The organism is Photobacterium sp. ABD4_091, assembly GCF_056160145.1.
Map to the genome: position 1 here is coordinate 602,712 of NZ_JBSWWQ010000003.1, position 15,290 is coordinate 618,001.

At 46.8% G+C, this 15,290-nt stretch carries 14 protein-coding genes; 9 read left to right on the plus strand and 5 right to left on the minus strand.

Annotated features, from left to right (window positions below; genetic code table 11):
* Positions 1–59: 59 nt before the first annotated feature.
* The 3 genes from ACXAGQ_RS24190 (at position 60) to ACXAGQ_RS24200 (ending at position 3,304) form a co-directional block, all read left to right on the plus strand.
* Positions 60–1,445, plus strand: coding sequence for a DUF3943 domain-containing protein (locus tag ACXAGQ_RS24190; RefSeq protein ID WP_475257375.1), 1,386 nt, complete (start codon positions 60–62; stop codon positions 1,443–1,445).
* 318 nt (positions 1,446–1,763) lie between these two features.
* Complete coding sequence (gene melR, locus ACXAGQ_RS24195) at positions 1,764–2,717, plus strand: transcriptional regulator MelR (RefSeq protein WP_475257377.1); 954 nt, start codon at positions 1,764–1,766, stop codon at positions 2,715–2,717.
* Positions 2,718–2,812: 95 nt separating this feature from the next.
* Positions 2,813–3,304, plus strand: coding sequence for a GreA/GreB family elongation factor (locus ACXAGQ_RS24200; RefSeq protein WP_475257379.1), 492 nt, complete (start codon positions 2,813–2,815; stop codon positions 3,302–3,304).
* 82 nt (positions 3,305–3,386) lie between these two features.
* Here the strand turns inward: ACXAGQ_RS24200 and mepM are convergent, their stop codons facing one another.
* The 3 genes from mepM to ACXAGQ_RS24215 all read right to left on the minus strand — a co-directional run bounded on the left by mepM (position 3,387) and on the right by ACXAGQ_RS24215 (position 6,440).
* Positions 3,387–4,700, minus strand: coding sequence for a murein DD-endopeptidase MepM (mepM, locus tag ACXAGQ_RS24205; protein WP_475257380.1), 1,314 nt, complete (start codon positions 4,698–4,700; stop codon positions 3,387–3,389).
* 487 nt (positions 4,701–5,187) lie between these two features.
* Entirely contained in the window at positions 5,188–5,388 is a 201-nt protein-coding gene (locus tag ACXAGQ_RS24210; protein ID WP_475257382.1) for a hypothetical protein, read from the minus strand.
* A 515-nt stretch (positions 5,389–5,903) separates the two neighbouring features.
* On the minus strand, positions 5,904–6,440 hold the full coding sequence (locus ACXAGQ_RS24215) for a GNAT family N-acetyltransferase (RefSeq protein WP_475257383.1): 537 nt from the start codon (positions 6,438–6,440) through the stop codon (positions 5,904–5,906).
* A gap of 235 nt (positions 6,441–6,675) precedes the next feature.
* On the opposite strand from ACXAGQ_RS24215, the gene ACXAGQ_RS24220 reads away from it, so the two are divergent.
* The 5 genes from ACXAGQ_RS24220 to ACXAGQ_RS24240 all read left to right on the plus strand — a co-directional run bounded on the left by ACXAGQ_RS24220 (position 6,676) and on the right by ACXAGQ_RS24240 (position 12,730).
* Entirely contained in the window at positions 6,676–6,810 is a 135-nt protein-coding gene (locus ACXAGQ_RS24220; protein ID WP_475257385.1) for a hypothetical protein, read from the plus strand.
* A gap of 84 nt (positions 6,811–6,894) precedes the next feature.
* Positions 6,895–7,326, plus strand: coding sequence for a hypothetical protein (locus tag ACXAGQ_RS24225; protein WP_475257386.1), 432 nt, complete (start codon positions 6,895–6,897; stop codon positions 7,324–7,326).
* 273 nt (positions 7,327–7,599) lie between these two features.
* Positions 7,600–9,390 carry an ABC transporter ATP-binding protein gene (locus ACXAGQ_RS24230; protein WP_475257388.1) on the plus strand — a complete coding sequence of 597 codons (1,791 nt, stop codon included), beginning with the start codon at positions 7,600–7,602 and terminating at the stop codon, positions 9,388–9,390.
* Complete coding sequence (locus ACXAGQ_RS24235; protein ID WP_475257389.1) at positions 9,383–11,176, plus strand: ABC transporter ATP-binding protein; 1,794 nt, start codon at positions 9,383–9,385, stop codon at positions 11,174–11,176. The genes ACXAGQ_RS24230 and ACXAGQ_RS24235 overlap by 8 nt, the downstream gene beginning before the upstream one ends.
* Before the next feature lie 93 nt (positions 11,177–11,269).
* Positions 11,270–12,730 carry a glutathione synthase gene (locus ACXAGQ_RS24240; protein WP_475257391.1) on the plus strand — a complete coding sequence of 487 codons (1,461 nt, stop codon included), beginning with the start codon at positions 11,270–11,272 and terminating at the stop codon, positions 12,728–12,730.
* 62 nt (positions 12,731–12,792) lie between these two features.
* Here ACXAGQ_RS24240 and ACXAGQ_RS24245 read toward each other — a convergent pair whose 3' ends face one another.
* Positions 12,793–13,365, minus strand: a complete 573-nt coding sequence (locus ACXAGQ_RS24245; protein WP_475257393.1) for a DUF2913 family protein — start codon at positions 13,363–13,365, stop codon at positions 12,793–12,795.
* Between the two features lie 304 nt (positions 13,366–13,669).
* On the minus strand, positions 13,670–14,056 hold the full coding sequence (locus ACXAGQ_RS24250) for a hypothetical protein (protein ID WP_475257394.1): 387 nt from the start codon (positions 14,054–14,056) through the stop codon (positions 13,670–13,672).
* Positions 14,057–14,299: 243 nt separating this feature from the next.
* On the opposite strand from ACXAGQ_RS24250, the gene ACXAGQ_RS24255 reads away from it, so the two are divergent.
* Positions 14,300–15,259 carry a DUF2860 family protein gene (locus ACXAGQ_RS24255; RefSeq protein ID WP_475257395.1) on the plus strand — a complete coding sequence of 320 codons (960 nt, stop codon included), beginning with the start codon at positions 14,300–14,302 and terminating at the stop codon, positions 15,257–15,259.
* Positions 15,260–15,290: the final 31 nt, after the last annotated feature.

Sequence of the window (15,290 nt, forward strand, 5' to 3'; positions counted from 1 at the left end):
ATTAATAGCCATTAGTTTTCGATATTTAGGCCAAAGGCCGTTTTTGAAAGGAGGTTGGAATGCGGTTAGCAATGGCAGTGGGGTTAGCGTTGGCATCATCAATAGCTGTAGCTCAAGATGAACCACAGCAGCCTCTTTTTCTCTCGGATAGCTCGCCCGAGCAGCCTGCCTATAATTCCAAGTACTCTACATCTCCTTATACCAATACCACCTGGGAGCAGGTGCCGCGTACTGTATCGGTTTATGACTCGCCCTATAACGTTGCTTTGTTCTCCGGTGAAAATGGCGAAGATATCGATCGCCTCTGGTCACAAACCAAATCTATTTTCTGGTATGGCGTCGGTGTCGCTGGTTTTATTGCCTTGTTGCCGGAAGACATCTCAAACTGGGATACCAGTGATGACCGCCTATTGGAAAAATGGTGGGATAATGTCAGGGATGGGCCGGTATGGGATAGGGATGTTTGGTACATCAACTATATCGGCCATCCGTATTTTGGCGGCGTGTATTACCAAATCGCCCGTAAGTCGGGATACCGCCAGTGGGACGCATTTGTCTATTCCTTCATGATGTCGACTTTCTATTGGGAGTATGGTGTTGAGGCGTTTGCTGAAGTGCCTGCTGTTCAGGACTTGGTTGTCACCCCTGTACTTGGCTGGGTCTACGGTGAGTGGGCCTTCCATAAAGAACGTGAAATCATTCAGGGCGGAGGCAAAGTGTGGGATTCCGAATGGATGGGTAACACGGCGTTGTTCCTGCTCGACCCGGTTGACACCTTAGGCCGCGGGGTAAATCACCTGATGGGGCGTGATGTAGTGAAAGCCGGTACTGGGTATATTGGCTTCCAAGATGTTGCTCTCCCTAACGGCCAGACAGATAGCCAGTTCAATATAAATATGAACTTCCAGTTCGGTGAGGGCGATACCAGTCCTGCGATGCGGCGCAGTTATACCCGTGTACGCAACGTCACAACCCATGATCCGGTGGACTACGGCATCGTCGGTATTTCGGTTGGTGGCCGCTATCTGGATTTAGATGACGAGTGGGGGATCGATAATAGCTGGGCACCGATGATCACTCTGGGTGTGTATTACACCCCATCTTTATCATCCCGCCTGCAATATACCCGTATAGATACCGACAGCAAGACTACGGGTGAAAGCATCACCTATGAAAATTACAGCTTCGATTTCCAATATTATTTCTTTGGTGATGATGATCTGCGTCCTTATATTAATGCCGGTATCGGTGAAACACTATTGGAAAAAGACCGAGACACCACCACTTTCCAAGTGAACGGTGGGCTTGGCTTGCACTATAAATTAAACAGTAACTGGGCATTGCAGGCCGATTGGGTGCATTTCTACAGCGGGAAACTCTCAACCAACGATGACTTATTTTCGGGCCAGCTGGTCTATCGTTTTGGCCGCGGTGAAAGGTGGTGATAACGCGTGAATGTCTTTCTCAGTACGATAAAAAAAGCTTGTTTTACCTCGTTGTGGATCAAGGTTATAAATAGCTGCGTTCTTCCAAAGACATATTTACCCAACCACGCTAGGTAAACTGGGTATAACGTATCTTTTTAGCACTTTTGGCCATCGCACCTTCTGATGGCCTTTTTTTATTGTGGAATAAGTGCTTACCTCTATTTTGTGAAGCCGGGCTTTGGGCTGGGCTTCACAGTTTGTGGAAAAATTCCCAACAGGGATGTCTGTGTTGTCGTATATTCGCATCTGTTTTACCGACCGGCATACAGAGGAACCATGGCTAAGCAAATTGCCCAGAATGAGAATCCGCAAGATAGCTCTGATGCCGATGCTATTGGGCCGCTGAGTCTCTTCTCTTCGTATGAATCTATTCATATTGAGCTGCGCAAGCCGCACCATATGCCTTGCTATCATTGGCATGGTCAAATTGAAGTGAATATTCCCTTTGGTGATGATGTCGACTATGTCATTAACGACCACCCGTTCACAATCAATAGTGGTCATATAGGGATCTTCTGGGCCACCACACCGCACCAGCTCACCGAGCCAGGCCAGTCGACGAATATGGGGATCTTGAATATTCCTATCCATTACTTTTTAGCCTGGCCGCTGGATGAAAACCTGCTCAATCAGATCACTCATGGCGCGGTGGTTCAGTCTGCGCTGCCTAATTTGGTGACCGAGCAGCAGATTGCATTTTGGATGGAAGAGAGCAAAAGCAATGATATTGGTTTTCGCCAATTGGCCGCTGATGAGATGTCTTTGATGCTCAAACGGGTATGCTTGACGGGGTGGGAAAAGCTGACCCATACCATGGAAAGCAAAGGCAGTATGAAAGGGCTCTCTAAGCACTCACAGTTCCATGTCCAGAAGATCTTGGAATATATCGCTTGTAATCATGACACACCGCTTACAGTGAAAAACATCGCTGAACATGTCGGCTTGCATACCAACTATGCGATGAACTTGTTCCAGAGCGTGATGAAAATGACGATCAAGGAATATGTCACTTCCATGCGCATTAACCATGCCCGTGCATTGTTAGCCGATACTAACCGGACGATTCTCGATATCGCCCTGACGGTGGGTTTTAATTCCAATAGCCGCTTCTATGAAACCTTTCAGCGCTATATGAAAATGACGCCTACGGAGTTTCGCAAGCTAAGCCGCAAGAGCAATAACTTGGCTCAGCATGATAGTACTTTGGATTTCCAAGGTATTCCGAAATGATATACGCGCCCCTGCACCTTGAAGTTGTTTGGGGATAAAGGGTAATCCACGGTACAATTTCATTTCCATCTCGTTTCAATGAAAACACCGACACCATGAATTCCAGCCATAAACCTCAGATCATTGATCTTATCCTCGACGATTTACAACAAGCCTACCAAGGAGCCATGCATGCGGCTGATCAGGCGCACAGTGCGGCAACCGATGATCAGAGTGTTGCTGAAACCCAATACGATACATTGGCGATTGAGGCGGCCTACTTGGCACATGGGCAGTCACAGCGCGTCGCCGAGTGTTTAGCGGATATCAACGCTTACGATCAACTGAAAACGTCACTACCGAAAGCACTGGATGAAGTCGTGCTGGGGTGTCTGGTCCATCTTCTTGATGAAGATGACAATGAGAAATGGATATTCTTTGGGCCTGCAGCAGGTGGCATCAAGCTGAAGGTTGAAAATCACGAGGTAGTTGTTGTCACGCCGTCATCGCCATTGGGTGAAGCATTGCTGGGTTTAACGCTTGGCGAAGAGGCCGAAGTGCATATTGGCGGTAAGGTGGTGTTCTATGAAGTGGATGCTATCTATTGATAGTAGGTACTGACTACTAATGGTGATTAAAACAAAGGGGGAAGCATGCTTCCCCCTTTGTCTGTTTAGTATATAGCGTTTACTAAGCCTTAGGCTCTTGCTCTGATTCGGCCATACTGAACATCGAGCGGTTTGGGTTATCCATCATTTCGTCATACAGCGCCACGGTTTCCTTGAACTGCCCTTTTTCTTTGCTTGGTACTGATGAAGCCATTGGGATATTGGCAGTCATTGGGTTCACCGGGCGGTTACGAATATGGAATTCATAGTGGATATGCGGACCGGTTACTCGGCCTGTTGCGCCTGCAAGGGCAATGCGCTGGCCTCGTGAGACCTTCTGGCCTTTGCGAACAAGAATCCTGCTGTTATGCAGATAGCGGGTGCGGTAGTTGGTACCGTGCTGGATAACAACATATTTACCGGCGTATGGGTGATTAACTACCTGGGTAACGACACCGTCACCGGTTGAAATGACAGGTGTTCCGGTTGGAGTGGCAAAATCTACCCCGTTATGCGGCGAGACACGTCCTGTAACCGGGTGAAGTCGTCGTGGGTTGAAGCTAGAGCTGATGCGGTACGTGCGGTTACGCTCGTATGGGTAGCGCAAGAATGCACGCTGCAGGCTCTCGCCTTTGGAGTCGTAGAAGTTACCATCGCTATGCAGGTAAGCGGTGGTTGCCCTGCCTCGGCTGTGAATACGGATGGCACGCAGTTCATGCTGGCCGGTAATTTCGCCGTCGACCGACTGGCGGGAAACAACCACTTCGAACTTATCGCCAGCGCGCAGGTCACGAGAGAAGTTTAGCTTTTCACGCAGCAGGCTGGTGATCTCATAGATTTCGGTAGAGTTCAGCCCTGCTTTCTGAGCCGATACTGAGAAACTGCCGTGGATCTCACCGCTGGCAACCACGTCATCCCAGTTACCAGGAATGGCAATTTCCTCGACTTCAAAGCTGTTGTCTTCTAGTCGATGGTAGGCGACTTTTTGAGCAACACTAAATTCCAATTCCAGGCGGTTGAGCTTGCCTTCGGCCGAATTGACCCAAAAACGCAAAGTATTGCCCGGTTGTAGTGTATCAATCTTCAAATGGTTTAGATCAGCTTCCTGAAGCTCTTGAATCGACCGCAAAGGAATATTTAGTCGGGAGAAAATCTGGCTAAGCGTATCACCTTTTTGGATGGTATAAGCGTAGCGAGGCGGCTCATAGACGGGCTGATCGGCTTGTTCGCTTGGAGACCAAGGGGTTGATGAGATCGCAAGGTCTAGCGGAACCGTGCGGTGATTGGTGCTGGTTTGTGTCAGGAGCGCTGCAATCGTCAGTAGCGAGAAGCCAGCGATCCCCAGTAATTTGGTCGACATCCACTTTCGAGAAAGCGTCGAGTTTTGCGTAGACATGGTAAAAGAACTCGTCGTTTTTTTTTGCTGATTTTTCTTGATAAAGGTTCTTTATCTCGGGTTATGTCGCCTTTTGGTGTGGCCCATAACCATGAATATTTTTTGAATGACTATAACTATGCATCCCTAAAGAAGCGCTAGTCTGCCATAAAGAGACAATGCGTGTGTTAAAAAGGTTCCTTGATCCCAAAAAAATCAGTTTTCTTGCGTAAAAGATATTCGTTTTGTGAAGTATGTTTGATTTTTTACGGCTTAGATTAGCTCGATTTGATGAAAGCAGAAAAAAGTGACTCTTAACATTGCTCTGACAGAGTATATGCGGCCAGTTTTATACTTTTGGCTAATAATGCATCGCAATGCATTCGGGGGAAAGAAAAACAGCAGAAATAGTGGTTTACAATTGGTTAAAGGGTGAGCGGGTTTGTTGGTGGGAGTTGGTTATTAAAACAGCGCCCTTAAAAGGGCGCTGTATGTTCTGTAGCCTAAATTAAATAAAAGTAATTTTTACGGCCTGTAGGCTTTTGCTTGAATCGTCCATGACAAACTGGACGAGGCTACCTGATGCCGGTTGGCCTTGGCTAGTAATGTTAGCGCCACAGAAGCGAATGTCACCGCCAAGATCACAAGTGATAAGGCCGGTGCGGTTGGCTGGGTTGTAGCTGCGGATAATTCCGGTATGTGAAATCATAATTTTTCCTTGTTGCCCAAACTCTGCATTCTGTCCCGGCAGGCACTTTCGTCGTTTGCCTATATACCTATAAAAAGGGAACTTGCGTTGAGTTTGTGGCTATCAAATTGAGTACAAATGCTGAAGACAGCGCTTGTCCTGCCGGATACCCGCAAGTGCGGTTCCGGTTTACTCATTGACCTTTTCTATTCTTTATTCGTCAGGAGGTCACCTAGCTCACTGACTCATCACTGCAGAGTGCTCGCAACTTAGCACGCAATGGTATGGTAATAGGAATAATCTTCTAGGGGTGCATCTAACTTTGGCGAGAAGTGAGGTGTGACTTCGAAAATCATTGTCGGTCTGAGTAGCAGACCGGATCAAACTAACGCTAAACGATGCAGAAGTAAATACATTAATTTGCAAAATAATGTGATCTTTGATGGGGTGTGTCGGTTTTTATAGGTAAAATAATCAGTAAATGTAGGTGTTTTGGCTCAATGAATGAGCCAAAACCATTGCTATGTGTGTATTAGTTACCAAAGCTCCGGCTTGTCAAACGCCTCAACACAAGATGAATTACCCGCTATCGCTGCAAGTGGTTGCTCGTTCAGTGATTGCGCCATCCAACCGTGCGGGTAAGACAATGGTAGTGGTGCCTGAAACTCTTGTTCGGTAATGCGCTCAAAGCCAATTTTGGTGTAGAAGCTTGGGTCACCGTAGGTAAAAACAAGATCCACGCAATGCTGTTTAAGCGCTTCCAAGCCTGCTTTGATTAGCGCTTGGCCAATGCCTTTACCCTGGCTTTGTGTGCTAACAGCAACTGGTGCCAGCAAGAAAGCGGTTTTGTCTGATGCGAATGTCAGGCGGGTAAACAGTATACTGCCCACGATCTCGTTTTCGTCCTTGGCGACAAAGGTGAATATGTCTTCGCTTTTTGTCGATTCCAGTAACTCGCTGACGAGCTGACCAATCACTTTGCCTTCATTTTGGCCTTCTGAATCTGAGAAAGTTTGGGTAAATAACTCGATAATGGTTTCGGATTGGCTTTTCTCATAGATGCCGTAATACATTTTTATCTCTCCTCAAAACTGATGGCAGCAGCATAAACTGTGAAGCTGTAGACAGGTCAATGCTGAGTTCGGCAAAACGGCAAAAATTTAGCAGTTTTGTGCTGAATGGCTGATTTGCCGTCAATTCTCTGGTTTTTTGGGCGAAAAACGTTTTTTGTTTGCAACCTGGGTTTTTAGTGATAGTGTGAATTGACCGTAGGTGTTTCGACCTTCATTTAGATTCAAGGATGAATTTATGAGTTTGAAAGAAGACAAAAACTGGCGCAATCCTGAACGAGATGCGCAATGTGCCGAGTATGAACTTTACGTCGAGCAGATGAAAAGCCGAGATTTATCTTGGGTAGACTTCAATGACTGGCTAGACATCTAGCCCCAACCAAACATTATTCTCACTACTTACTTTTTCCGTACCGCGGTTCTCTAACCGCGGTACATAACACTTCATACACCCCATATGAAAAATCATTCCGCGTTCTCAGTTTCTTGCGATACGCTACAAACCAATAGCGAAGTGATGGCCAACGGTGAAACGCGCCATAGAATGAAAGCCAGCGATGGCTCCGGTTATATCCGTACTCGTTACCCTAATGCTGGAGGTGCTTGGCAGAACAGCCACTATCATATCTCGACTTACGAGACGTACATTGTTCAATCGGGCAGAATCCTCTTCGCTGAGCTTCAGGATGGCAAAGCTCGTATCAAAGAGGTGATAGAGAATGAAGTGATCACGGTAAAACCCGGTGTTCATCACAATGTTTATGTATTTGCCAATACTGACTTGCACACTGTAAAGCACGGCGCGACTCAAGCGAATGATTGGCATGGTAGTGCAGAGCTTGATCGTCTGTTGGCTGAGAAGGCTTTCGTAAAAGACTTTCGTAATTAGCTAGCAATTGAGCTAACGTAAAATCACTTATATCCCACTGTTTATTAAGTTTATTACCAATCTGACTTAGTACTGCCCCACATTTTCTTCATTTTATTTCGTCTTTTTTCTCTCACATTCGTCTTTCTATAAGTGCATTGGGTTTTGTCTCTGCGCCCAGCACGCAATATTTGTTTTAGATCGATATTTCTGGATAATTAGAAATTACGCCGTGCGGTAATAAAACCGCTAACAGGCGTCTGAATGCAAGCTAGAGGTCTTAGTGAAAAACACATGAATATTCTTTGGAAGTTGCGGGGCTACATAAAAATGTTTGCCCGCCAATACTTGATTGCCATCGTGGTGCTGCAGGTTGTGGCACTGCTGAACTTGGTGCCTTCATGGCTCATCGGCCGTATTGTTGATTATATCAGCGTAGGAAACCTGACGTTGTCAGTGTTGTTGGTGCACCTTGGCGGTATTGTCGCTGCCGCGGTTGCCATGTACGGCCTGCGTTATGTCTGGCAGAGCCAGCTTTATGGTGCCGCTATTGGGATAGCCAAGGTGCTGCGCCGAGATTTATTCCAGAAATTTGCCAAATTGTCGCCTTCATTTTATTCCCGGCGAAGTACCGGTGACTTGATGGCACATGCTACTAATGACCTCAATGCCGTAGAAGAAGCTACGGGGATGGGGATCATGACCTTGGTGGACTCTCTGATTGCCGGCTTCACCGTAATCTTCGGGATGATTTTTGTCGTCAGCGGTGAATTAACTGCGGTGGCACTCTTACCATTTCCGCTGTTGGTTCTAGTCACCAGCCGGTATGGCGCCAAGCTGCACAAGGCCTTTGGTCGAGCCCAGGCGGCTTTTTCGCATCTTAACGAAGAAACCCGCGAGACCGTATCGGGTATTCGGGCTGTGCGCTCCCACGGTATTGGCCAGCGCCAAGAGAAACGTTTTGGGCAGACCCTTGATGAAACCTTGGATGCCAACCTAGCGGTCGCCAAAGTGGATGCGGCATTCGGGCCGACTATCCAGCTTGTTTACGGTTTGTCGTTTGTGATTTCACTGGGGTACGGTGCATGGTTGATTAACCAAGGCACTATTTCTGTCGGCTTGTTTACCACTTTTACCTTGTATTTGGGCCAATTGTTGGGGCCCTTCTTGCAATTTGGCTGGCAGTTCAACGTGTTTCAGCGTGGCAGTACGTCATGGCAGCGTTTGGAGGCGTTGTTCTCTGAAAAAGAAGATGTCATTGAAGGAGAGAATGCCTTGCCTGGCGATGCCAAGTCCAATTTAGCTATCAATATCAACGCATTTTCTTATCAGGGTGCCAATCGCCGCGCGTTGCAAGACATTCAGTTCAATGTGGCAAGTGGTGGGTTGGTTGGCATCACTGGGCCGACGGGCAGCGGAAAAAGTACCTTGTTGCAATTGGTGCTAAGGCAGTTCCCGTTATCGCCGTTATCGTCAATCAGCATTGATGGTTTCCCAGTTGAAAGCCTGACCTTCGAGTCATTGCGAGGCAAGGTGGCTTGGGTACCACAAAAGCCGTTTTTGTTCTCCGGCACCATTGCCGAAAATATCGCATTGGCCAAACCGGATGCCACTGATGCTGAAATAGCATTTGCTGCCGAAATGGCAGGGATCAAAGCGGAAATTGAAGCGATGCCAGATGGGTTCAATACCGAACTGCGTGAGGGGGGAACCAACCTCTCAGGCGGCCAGCGCCAGCGCTTGACTCTGGCTAGGGCCCTGCTGTCCGATGCCGATATTCTTTTGCTTGATGATCCTTTCAGTGCGTTGGATATGAAAACCGAAGTGATCGTTCGCCAGAATTTGAAGGCGCATTACGGGCACAAAACCGTGTTATTGGTTACCCAGCGTTTGACCAACCTGATAGAAGCGGATCATGTGTTGGTTCTTAATGATGGCCAGATTGAAGAGCAGGGTTCGCACCATGAGTTGGTTGCAAAGCAAGGCTGGTATTCCATGGTCTACCAACGCCAGAGTCAGCTAGTCCAGTACCAGCAAAGGGCAGAAACCGCCGAAGGCCAATCAGTAGGAGAAGTTCATGCTTAAGCGATTGTTGGCGTATTCACTGCCTCATAAACTCCGTTTTCTAACTGCATTTGCCATGCTGGCTGTTGCGGTCAGTGCTGAAATGGCCATTCCATGGCTGGCGAAAATCATCCTCGATGATGTCATCGTTCCGCAGCAGTTTGAATGGCAGCACTTGGTTTGGTTAACCGGCTTGGTGATGTTGTTTTATGTTATCTCAGCGCTTTTTACTTATTTGCAAGCGGTGACATTCCGCCACAGTGCTTTGCTGGTGGTGAAAGATGTCAGAAAAGAGCTGTTTAGCCATGTCCTGAATTTCCCAATTAGAAACTTTGACAAGCTACCGGCGGGCAAGTTGGTTTCGTATATTACCAATGATACCGAATCAATGCGCGATATGTTTGTTTCGACCATTCCGACCATTATTCAGGGCGGCTTGCGAATTAGTGCCATCTTTATTGCCATCGCCATACTGGATTGGCGTTTGATGCTGCTTAGCCTGATTCTCATTCCGGTGCTGCTGTTGACCATGCACTTGTACCGCAAGGTATCGATGCCGGTATTTGACGGTATCCGTACCCAGGTCAGTAATATCAATGGCAAGATCAACGAGTCACTGCAGGGGATGGCCTTGATACAGGCTTTCCGGCAGGAAAAAGCGTTTGCCGAGAAATTCGAGCAGGAAAACCAGCGTTGGTTCCAGTTCCGAACCAAGTCAATTGCTATCGACAGCCTGATGCTGCTGCCGCTGACAAGGTTGGTCTCCACCCTGACCGCGGCTGGTATTGTTGCCTGGTTTGCCAATGGTTCACTGACGACTGTAGTGGAGGTGGGGACGCTGTATGCATTCCTCAATTATATTGAGCGATTCTTCGACCCATTCAGACAGCTATCGATGGAGCTGCGTAAATTGCAGGTCGCAACGGTTGCCTCCAAGCGTGTGTTTGAGTTGCTGGATGATGAATCCGAGCGTGAGCACCATGCGAAATCATTTGCTGAAGTCGCTGAGCCGTATGATATCGAGTTTCGCAATGTCGACTTCGGCTATGAGGAAGAGAATCCGGTACTGTCCGGTGTGAGCTTTACCGCCAAAGGCGGAAAGTTTACTGCCATTGTTGGCCACACTGGCAGCGGCAAGAGTTCGGTGATTAACCTGTTGATGCGTTTCTATAAGCACCAGAAGGGAGAGATCCTGGTTGGTGGCCAGCCTATTGGCTCATTGCCAGACGCACAGCTTCGCCAGATGTTTGGCTTGGTTTCTCAAGACCCTACTATTTTCAGCGGTTCAGTGTTGGAGAATATCGACTTATCACACGATGAGTTGGATATCGATAAAGCCACCTTTGCCGCCAAGCAAGTCCAGGCACATTCCTTTATCAAGCAGCTCGCTGGTGGCTATGAACATGAACCCGGGCACGGCGGAGCCTCGTTGTCTGTCGGGGAAAAACAGTTGCTGGCGCTGGCTAGGGCTATTTCACACGACCCAAAGGTTTTCTTGCTTGATGAAGCAACGGCCAATATTGACAGTGATACCGAAGAAGCGGTCAAAGAAGCGCTGGAGAATATTCAGGATGGCCGAACCGTGATCACCGTTGCCCACCGCTTGTCGACTATTCAAAATGCGGACCAAATTCTGGTGATGAACAAAGGGCGCGTGGTGCAAAGCGGTACCCATGATGAGCTGATTGGCCAAGAGGGTGATTACCGCGACTTGTACCTTGCCCAAAAAGCACAGGAAGAGAGCGAGCACCTGAATAGTTCATTGGGTTTGACCCAAGCTCAAACCACTAACGCATCGGCCGCTTGATAGGCTGAAAGATTTAGCAGTTAAGAATACAAATAGAAGATTGAGAGGCTGATTTTGCAGTGTCTCAATCGCTGAGTGTAAGAGTAGCAAAGTATGACAAACTCAAATAATAGTCTGCTGTCGCAGCAAATCATCGAAGATGCCTGCGAGTGGGCAATCATGCATGGTGTGGCATTCAGGCAGGCTGACAATACTGCAAGGCACTGCCCATTTAGCATTGCGCCGATGACGATGGAGCATGATGTCTATGACCACCTGCTGAAAGTCACGCCGCTGATCACCAAGCTGATCAGCCAGGTTTCTGAAGATCATGATTTCTTACAGGCGTCGTTGGGTGATATGGCGAAAGCCGATCCATTCTTTGGCCGCTTGATGTCGCTCCATCAACAGGCGCATGGCGATATCAGGGACAGACGTTTTCCTGCCCGCCAGCCTTTGCTGTTGATGCGTACCGATTTTATGGATGACCGCCAACATGGCGCGAAAGTGATTGAGTTCAACGGTATCGCTGCCGGTATGGGGCCTTTTGGGCAAAGGGCAACAGAGTTCCATGCCTATATGCAAAGTCAGTGGCCGGAGGCTTACCAGAAATGGCAAGAGGACAGCAATGCGGTACCGGCGCCGAACCAGGGGCTTGAACAGTTGGCCTATGCGATTGCCACATCCGCGAACAAAATCAGAGCGGACTTCAACGAAGAAGGCAAACCCGCGTTTTTGATGGTGGTGCAGAAGAACGAAGACAATGTGTATGACCAGCACTTGCTTGAAGTTGCATTACAGAAACTGGGCTTGCGCACTGTTCGCCGTACGTTCGAACAGCTGAGCTCTCAGCTTTCGACTGGCGATGGCCAGCGTTTGATACTGGAAGGGATTGGTGCCATTGATGTGGTTTACCTACGGGCAGGCTACCAGTATTCAGACTACTGGGCACCAGAGCTTAACGAGTCTATCTGCTGCCATACTTTGAGCCAGACTCGTTTGTTCATCGAACAGCATCATGTCGCGGTTAATGCCACAATCAGCCAACAGTTGGCGACCAGTAAATCGATGCAGATGCTGCTGACCATGATGCCAGCAGAAGACTATGCGCGCTGGGGGCTGAGCCTTGAAGAAGCACAGCTAGTCAAAAGTGTGCTGGCCGAGATGAAGCCAGTCAATAGCGCTACGATTGAATGGTTCAATACCCAAGCGGCTAAGCATGAGTGGGTATTGAAGAATCAAGGTGAAGGGGGCGGCCATTGCGTGTTTGGTGAAGATATCACTGAAAGGCTTAGCCAGTTACAGCCTGAAGAGTACGATGCTTGGGCGTTGATGCAACGTTTGTATCCGCACGAGCGAGAAACACCGACTGTTGCAGTTCGTGATGCCGAGCAGACATTCGTCGCGGATTTAGTCAGCGAGATTGGCTTGTTTACGGCTTATTTCAACGGTGAGCCTGTCACACAGCTTGATGGCTATGCAGGGTATTTGATCCGCAGTAAGCCAGCCAGTGAAAACGAAGGGGGGATCCATAGTGGTAAGGGGATCCTCGATTCGCTAACGCTGATTGATTAACCGCATTGGCGATGATTTGGCAATAAACGAGGAGGCAGCAATGCCTCCTTTTTTCGTATTAGCTAGAGCCTGAATAACTCAACGCGAAGGTGATTTTCATCTTCGTAAGCGATAACCGATTGGAAATCATCACACTTATCGATCACTGCCGAGAAGGTGTCTTTGTCATCTGTAGCACCGATGAACAAGACTTGGGTCGACTTGGTCATTAAGCCTTCTTCGTCAAAGCTGGCTTTCAAATCTTCATCCACCACGCAGACCAATACCTTGCCGTAACGGGCATTTAGGTCAATTTTGTGCGCTTGGGAATACTGCACTTTGGTTTTCAGCTCAGACTCAATGTCGTCAACCAGCCCGACAAAGCGGTACAAGTCGGTGGAGCAAGTCTGGGTGAGTTGCTCGACTTCATTACTCAGCGTGGCTTCCAAATCACCCTCAGGGTGACGGCCAATATTAATCCACTGTTTGGCTGTTTTTTTGATTGCCCGGTATCTATTGGATTTAGCTATACGTTTGAAATACTTAACTAAAATATTATTTCTTTCAGCTAAGGTAAGGTGCTTGTCCAGTTTCTGAAATTCGAGGAGCAATAAAGCGTTGGTACTAACATCTAGCAACTGCTGGGTTTGGTTCATTAACGTACTATCCAAATCTCTACAAGATTATCGAACCCATTATATCGAACTTTGAAAAAATTTTTTTACATTTTCGCAGATAAAATAATCCTCCAGAGAATAGGGGCTTTTTAAAGCTTGATTGAATGGGGTGATGAAAAGGAACATCTCTGAGTTATGAAGCTAAAGTTGCTTGATATTTGAACTATGCAGGTAAGGATGCCGTGCTCTTGGAAGGTGTAACTACGATAATACCAACTTAACCAATGAGGGTAAGTTGGCATTAAAGGGGAGAGAGCCACGAGAAGTGGAGATGTCAGGGTGCTTAGTAGTAATCAAGCACTACTTCATCTTTTAGTCGGTTGTGAAAGATAGACGCTAAAATTTCACGCAATTGAATGTTATTACTCAAGTCATTTATTTTGAGTTTGTCTATCCAATAAATATCGGCAAGGAGGTGTATATCTTTGGCAAGCTCAAATAAACTGGAAATCGATAAATTATTTATATTACTTCCCCAAGCAGGAGTGATATCCATGGTTATAATTCTTTTGGATGATATACCACTATTGTTTTTTTTAATATTGGAATGGGATTTATCAATAATTATGATTTCACACTCACCTTGGCCTTTATCATCAATATTGTAAAGCCGGTCGTTGATATAAATATTAATGCTGTTATCTTTTTCTAGTGAACCATAGAATGACATTTTTATTCTCTACTGACTGTAAGTTATTGAAATAAAGCTAACACTACTTTTACCCTTCTGCTATGAATAAGAGAAATTCAAAATTGTTTTGATGTTAATGGCATTGCACATATGGCTATTTTGTCTAGTGCCCAGAAATGAATTTCTGTTATGCGTGGTAATTTTATACTCACACCTTAATATTGCATTCACTTAAGTTCAGCCCTTTTTTGAAAGCCAATATTAATTCAGACAGAGATAACGATGAAGAATTACCTTTTATATACAGCAGCTTTTCTTACCGGTTTTTCGACAATGAGTTTTGCCAATGAGCCTTCTCGGTTGAGTGGTGAAATCATAGTGACCTCGGGGTATATGTCTACGAATTCAAACTTGAGTACCAATGGCGATGCACGTTTAAAAGACATAACGAGTAAAGGTTCCCATACCAATGATGTTATTGCCGCTCCTTTAGGCAGCCTGACCTATCGGTTGGGCGATAACAACAATCAACGAGTTTATCTGGGTACCTCAAGGGATGACCTAGCGGTGGGTGACTTGGCCTTTGAGGTCGGCTACCAATACGACTTTGCCAATGGTACTCAACTGGATGCGGCTTTCTTACCAACGGTAGTCTCGGGTGAGGTGTGGGCTAATCCTTATCAAACAGGGAGTAATCGACAAAAAACAGATATTGAAGGTCATGCCTTTCGTGTAAAGCTGAATAATATCAATAACTCTGGTATGTCGCTCGATATGGCTTATGCCACTGCAGAGGTGGATGACGAGCAAATCATTGATCCGGAATTGCGTCGTGACCATGATACCTATTTCATCAAGGGGTCGTATAAGTCGATGCTAAGCCAGCGCTCTGGGCTAGTGTCTTCTGTGTCGTATACTCACCGAGATGCGAAAGGCAAAGCGGAAACATTCGATCAATATAAAGCCGAACTGACCTATTTCACCCACGCTAACGGCCATAGTTTAGCTCTCACCGGTTCTTATGCACATAGAAGTTATGACGGTGCAAACCCAATTTTTGACAACAAAGAACGTTCAGATAACCGATATAAAGTTTTTGTTGCTTATGAGTATGCAGACTTTGCCGGATGGGATAATTGGAGTTTGGTGTCGTTGGCCGGGGCCAATTTCAACACCTCGAACATTGATTTTTATGAGAGTGACGAATACTTGATGACAGTAGGTATGAGCTATCAGTTTTAATAAAAGTGGCTCTGACAACAGTTCAGGTAAC

Coding starts and splice junctions, on each gene's coding strand:
- ACXAGQ_RS24245 (WP_475257393.1), bottom strand. CDS start 13,365: ATGAACCAAACCCAGCAGTTGCTAGATGTTAGTACCAACGCTTTATTG.
- ACXAGQ_RS24230 (WP_475257388.1), top strand. CDS start 7,600: ATGAATATTCTTTGGAAGTTGCGGGGCTACATAAAAATGTTTGCCCGC.
- ACXAGQ_RS24225 (WP_475257386.1), top strand. CDS start 6,895: ATGAAAAATCATTCCGCGTTCTCAGTTTCTTGCGATACGCTACAAACC.
- ACXAGQ_RS24255 (WP_475257395.1), top strand. CDS start 14,300: ATGAAGAATTACCTTTTATATACAGCAGCTTTTCTTACCGGTTTTTCG.
- ACXAGQ_RS24235 (WP_475257389.1), top strand. CDS start 9,383: ATGCTTAAGCGATTGTTGGCGTATTCACTGCCTCATAAACTCCGTTTT.
- mepM (WP_475257380.1), bottom strand. CDS start 4,700: ATGTCTACGCAAAACTCGACGCTTTCTCGAAAGTGGATGTCGACCAAA.
- ACXAGQ_RS24200 (WP_475257379.1), top strand. CDS start 2,813: ATGAATTCCAGCCATAAACCTCAGATCATTGATCTTATCCTCGACGAT.
- ACXAGQ_RS24220 (WP_475257385.1), top strand. CDS start 6,676: ATGAGTTTGAAAGAAGACAAAAACTGGCGCAATCCTGAACGAGATGCG.
- ACXAGQ_RS24215 (WP_475257383.1), bottom strand. CDS start 6,440: ATGTATTACGGCATCTATGAGAAAAGCCAATCCGAAACCATTATCGAG.
- ACXAGQ_RS24190 (WP_475257375.1), top strand. CDS start 60: ATGCGGTTAGCAATGGCAGTGGGGTTAGCGTTGGCATCATCAATAGCT.
- melR (WP_475257377.1), top strand. CDS start 1,764: ATGGCTAAGCAAATTGCCCAGAATGAGAATCCGCAAGATAGCTCTGAT.
- ACXAGQ_RS24210 (WP_475257382.1), bottom strand. CDS start 5,388: ATGATTTCACATACCGGAATTATCCGCAGCTACAACCCAGCCAACCGC.
- ACXAGQ_RS24240 (WP_475257391.1), top strand. CDS start 11,270: ATGACAAACTCAAATAATAGTCTGCTGTCGCAGCAAATCATCGAAGAT.
- ACXAGQ_RS24250 (WP_475257394.1), bottom strand. CDS start 14,056: ATGTCATTCTATGGTTCACTAGAAAAAGATAACAGCATTAATATTTAT.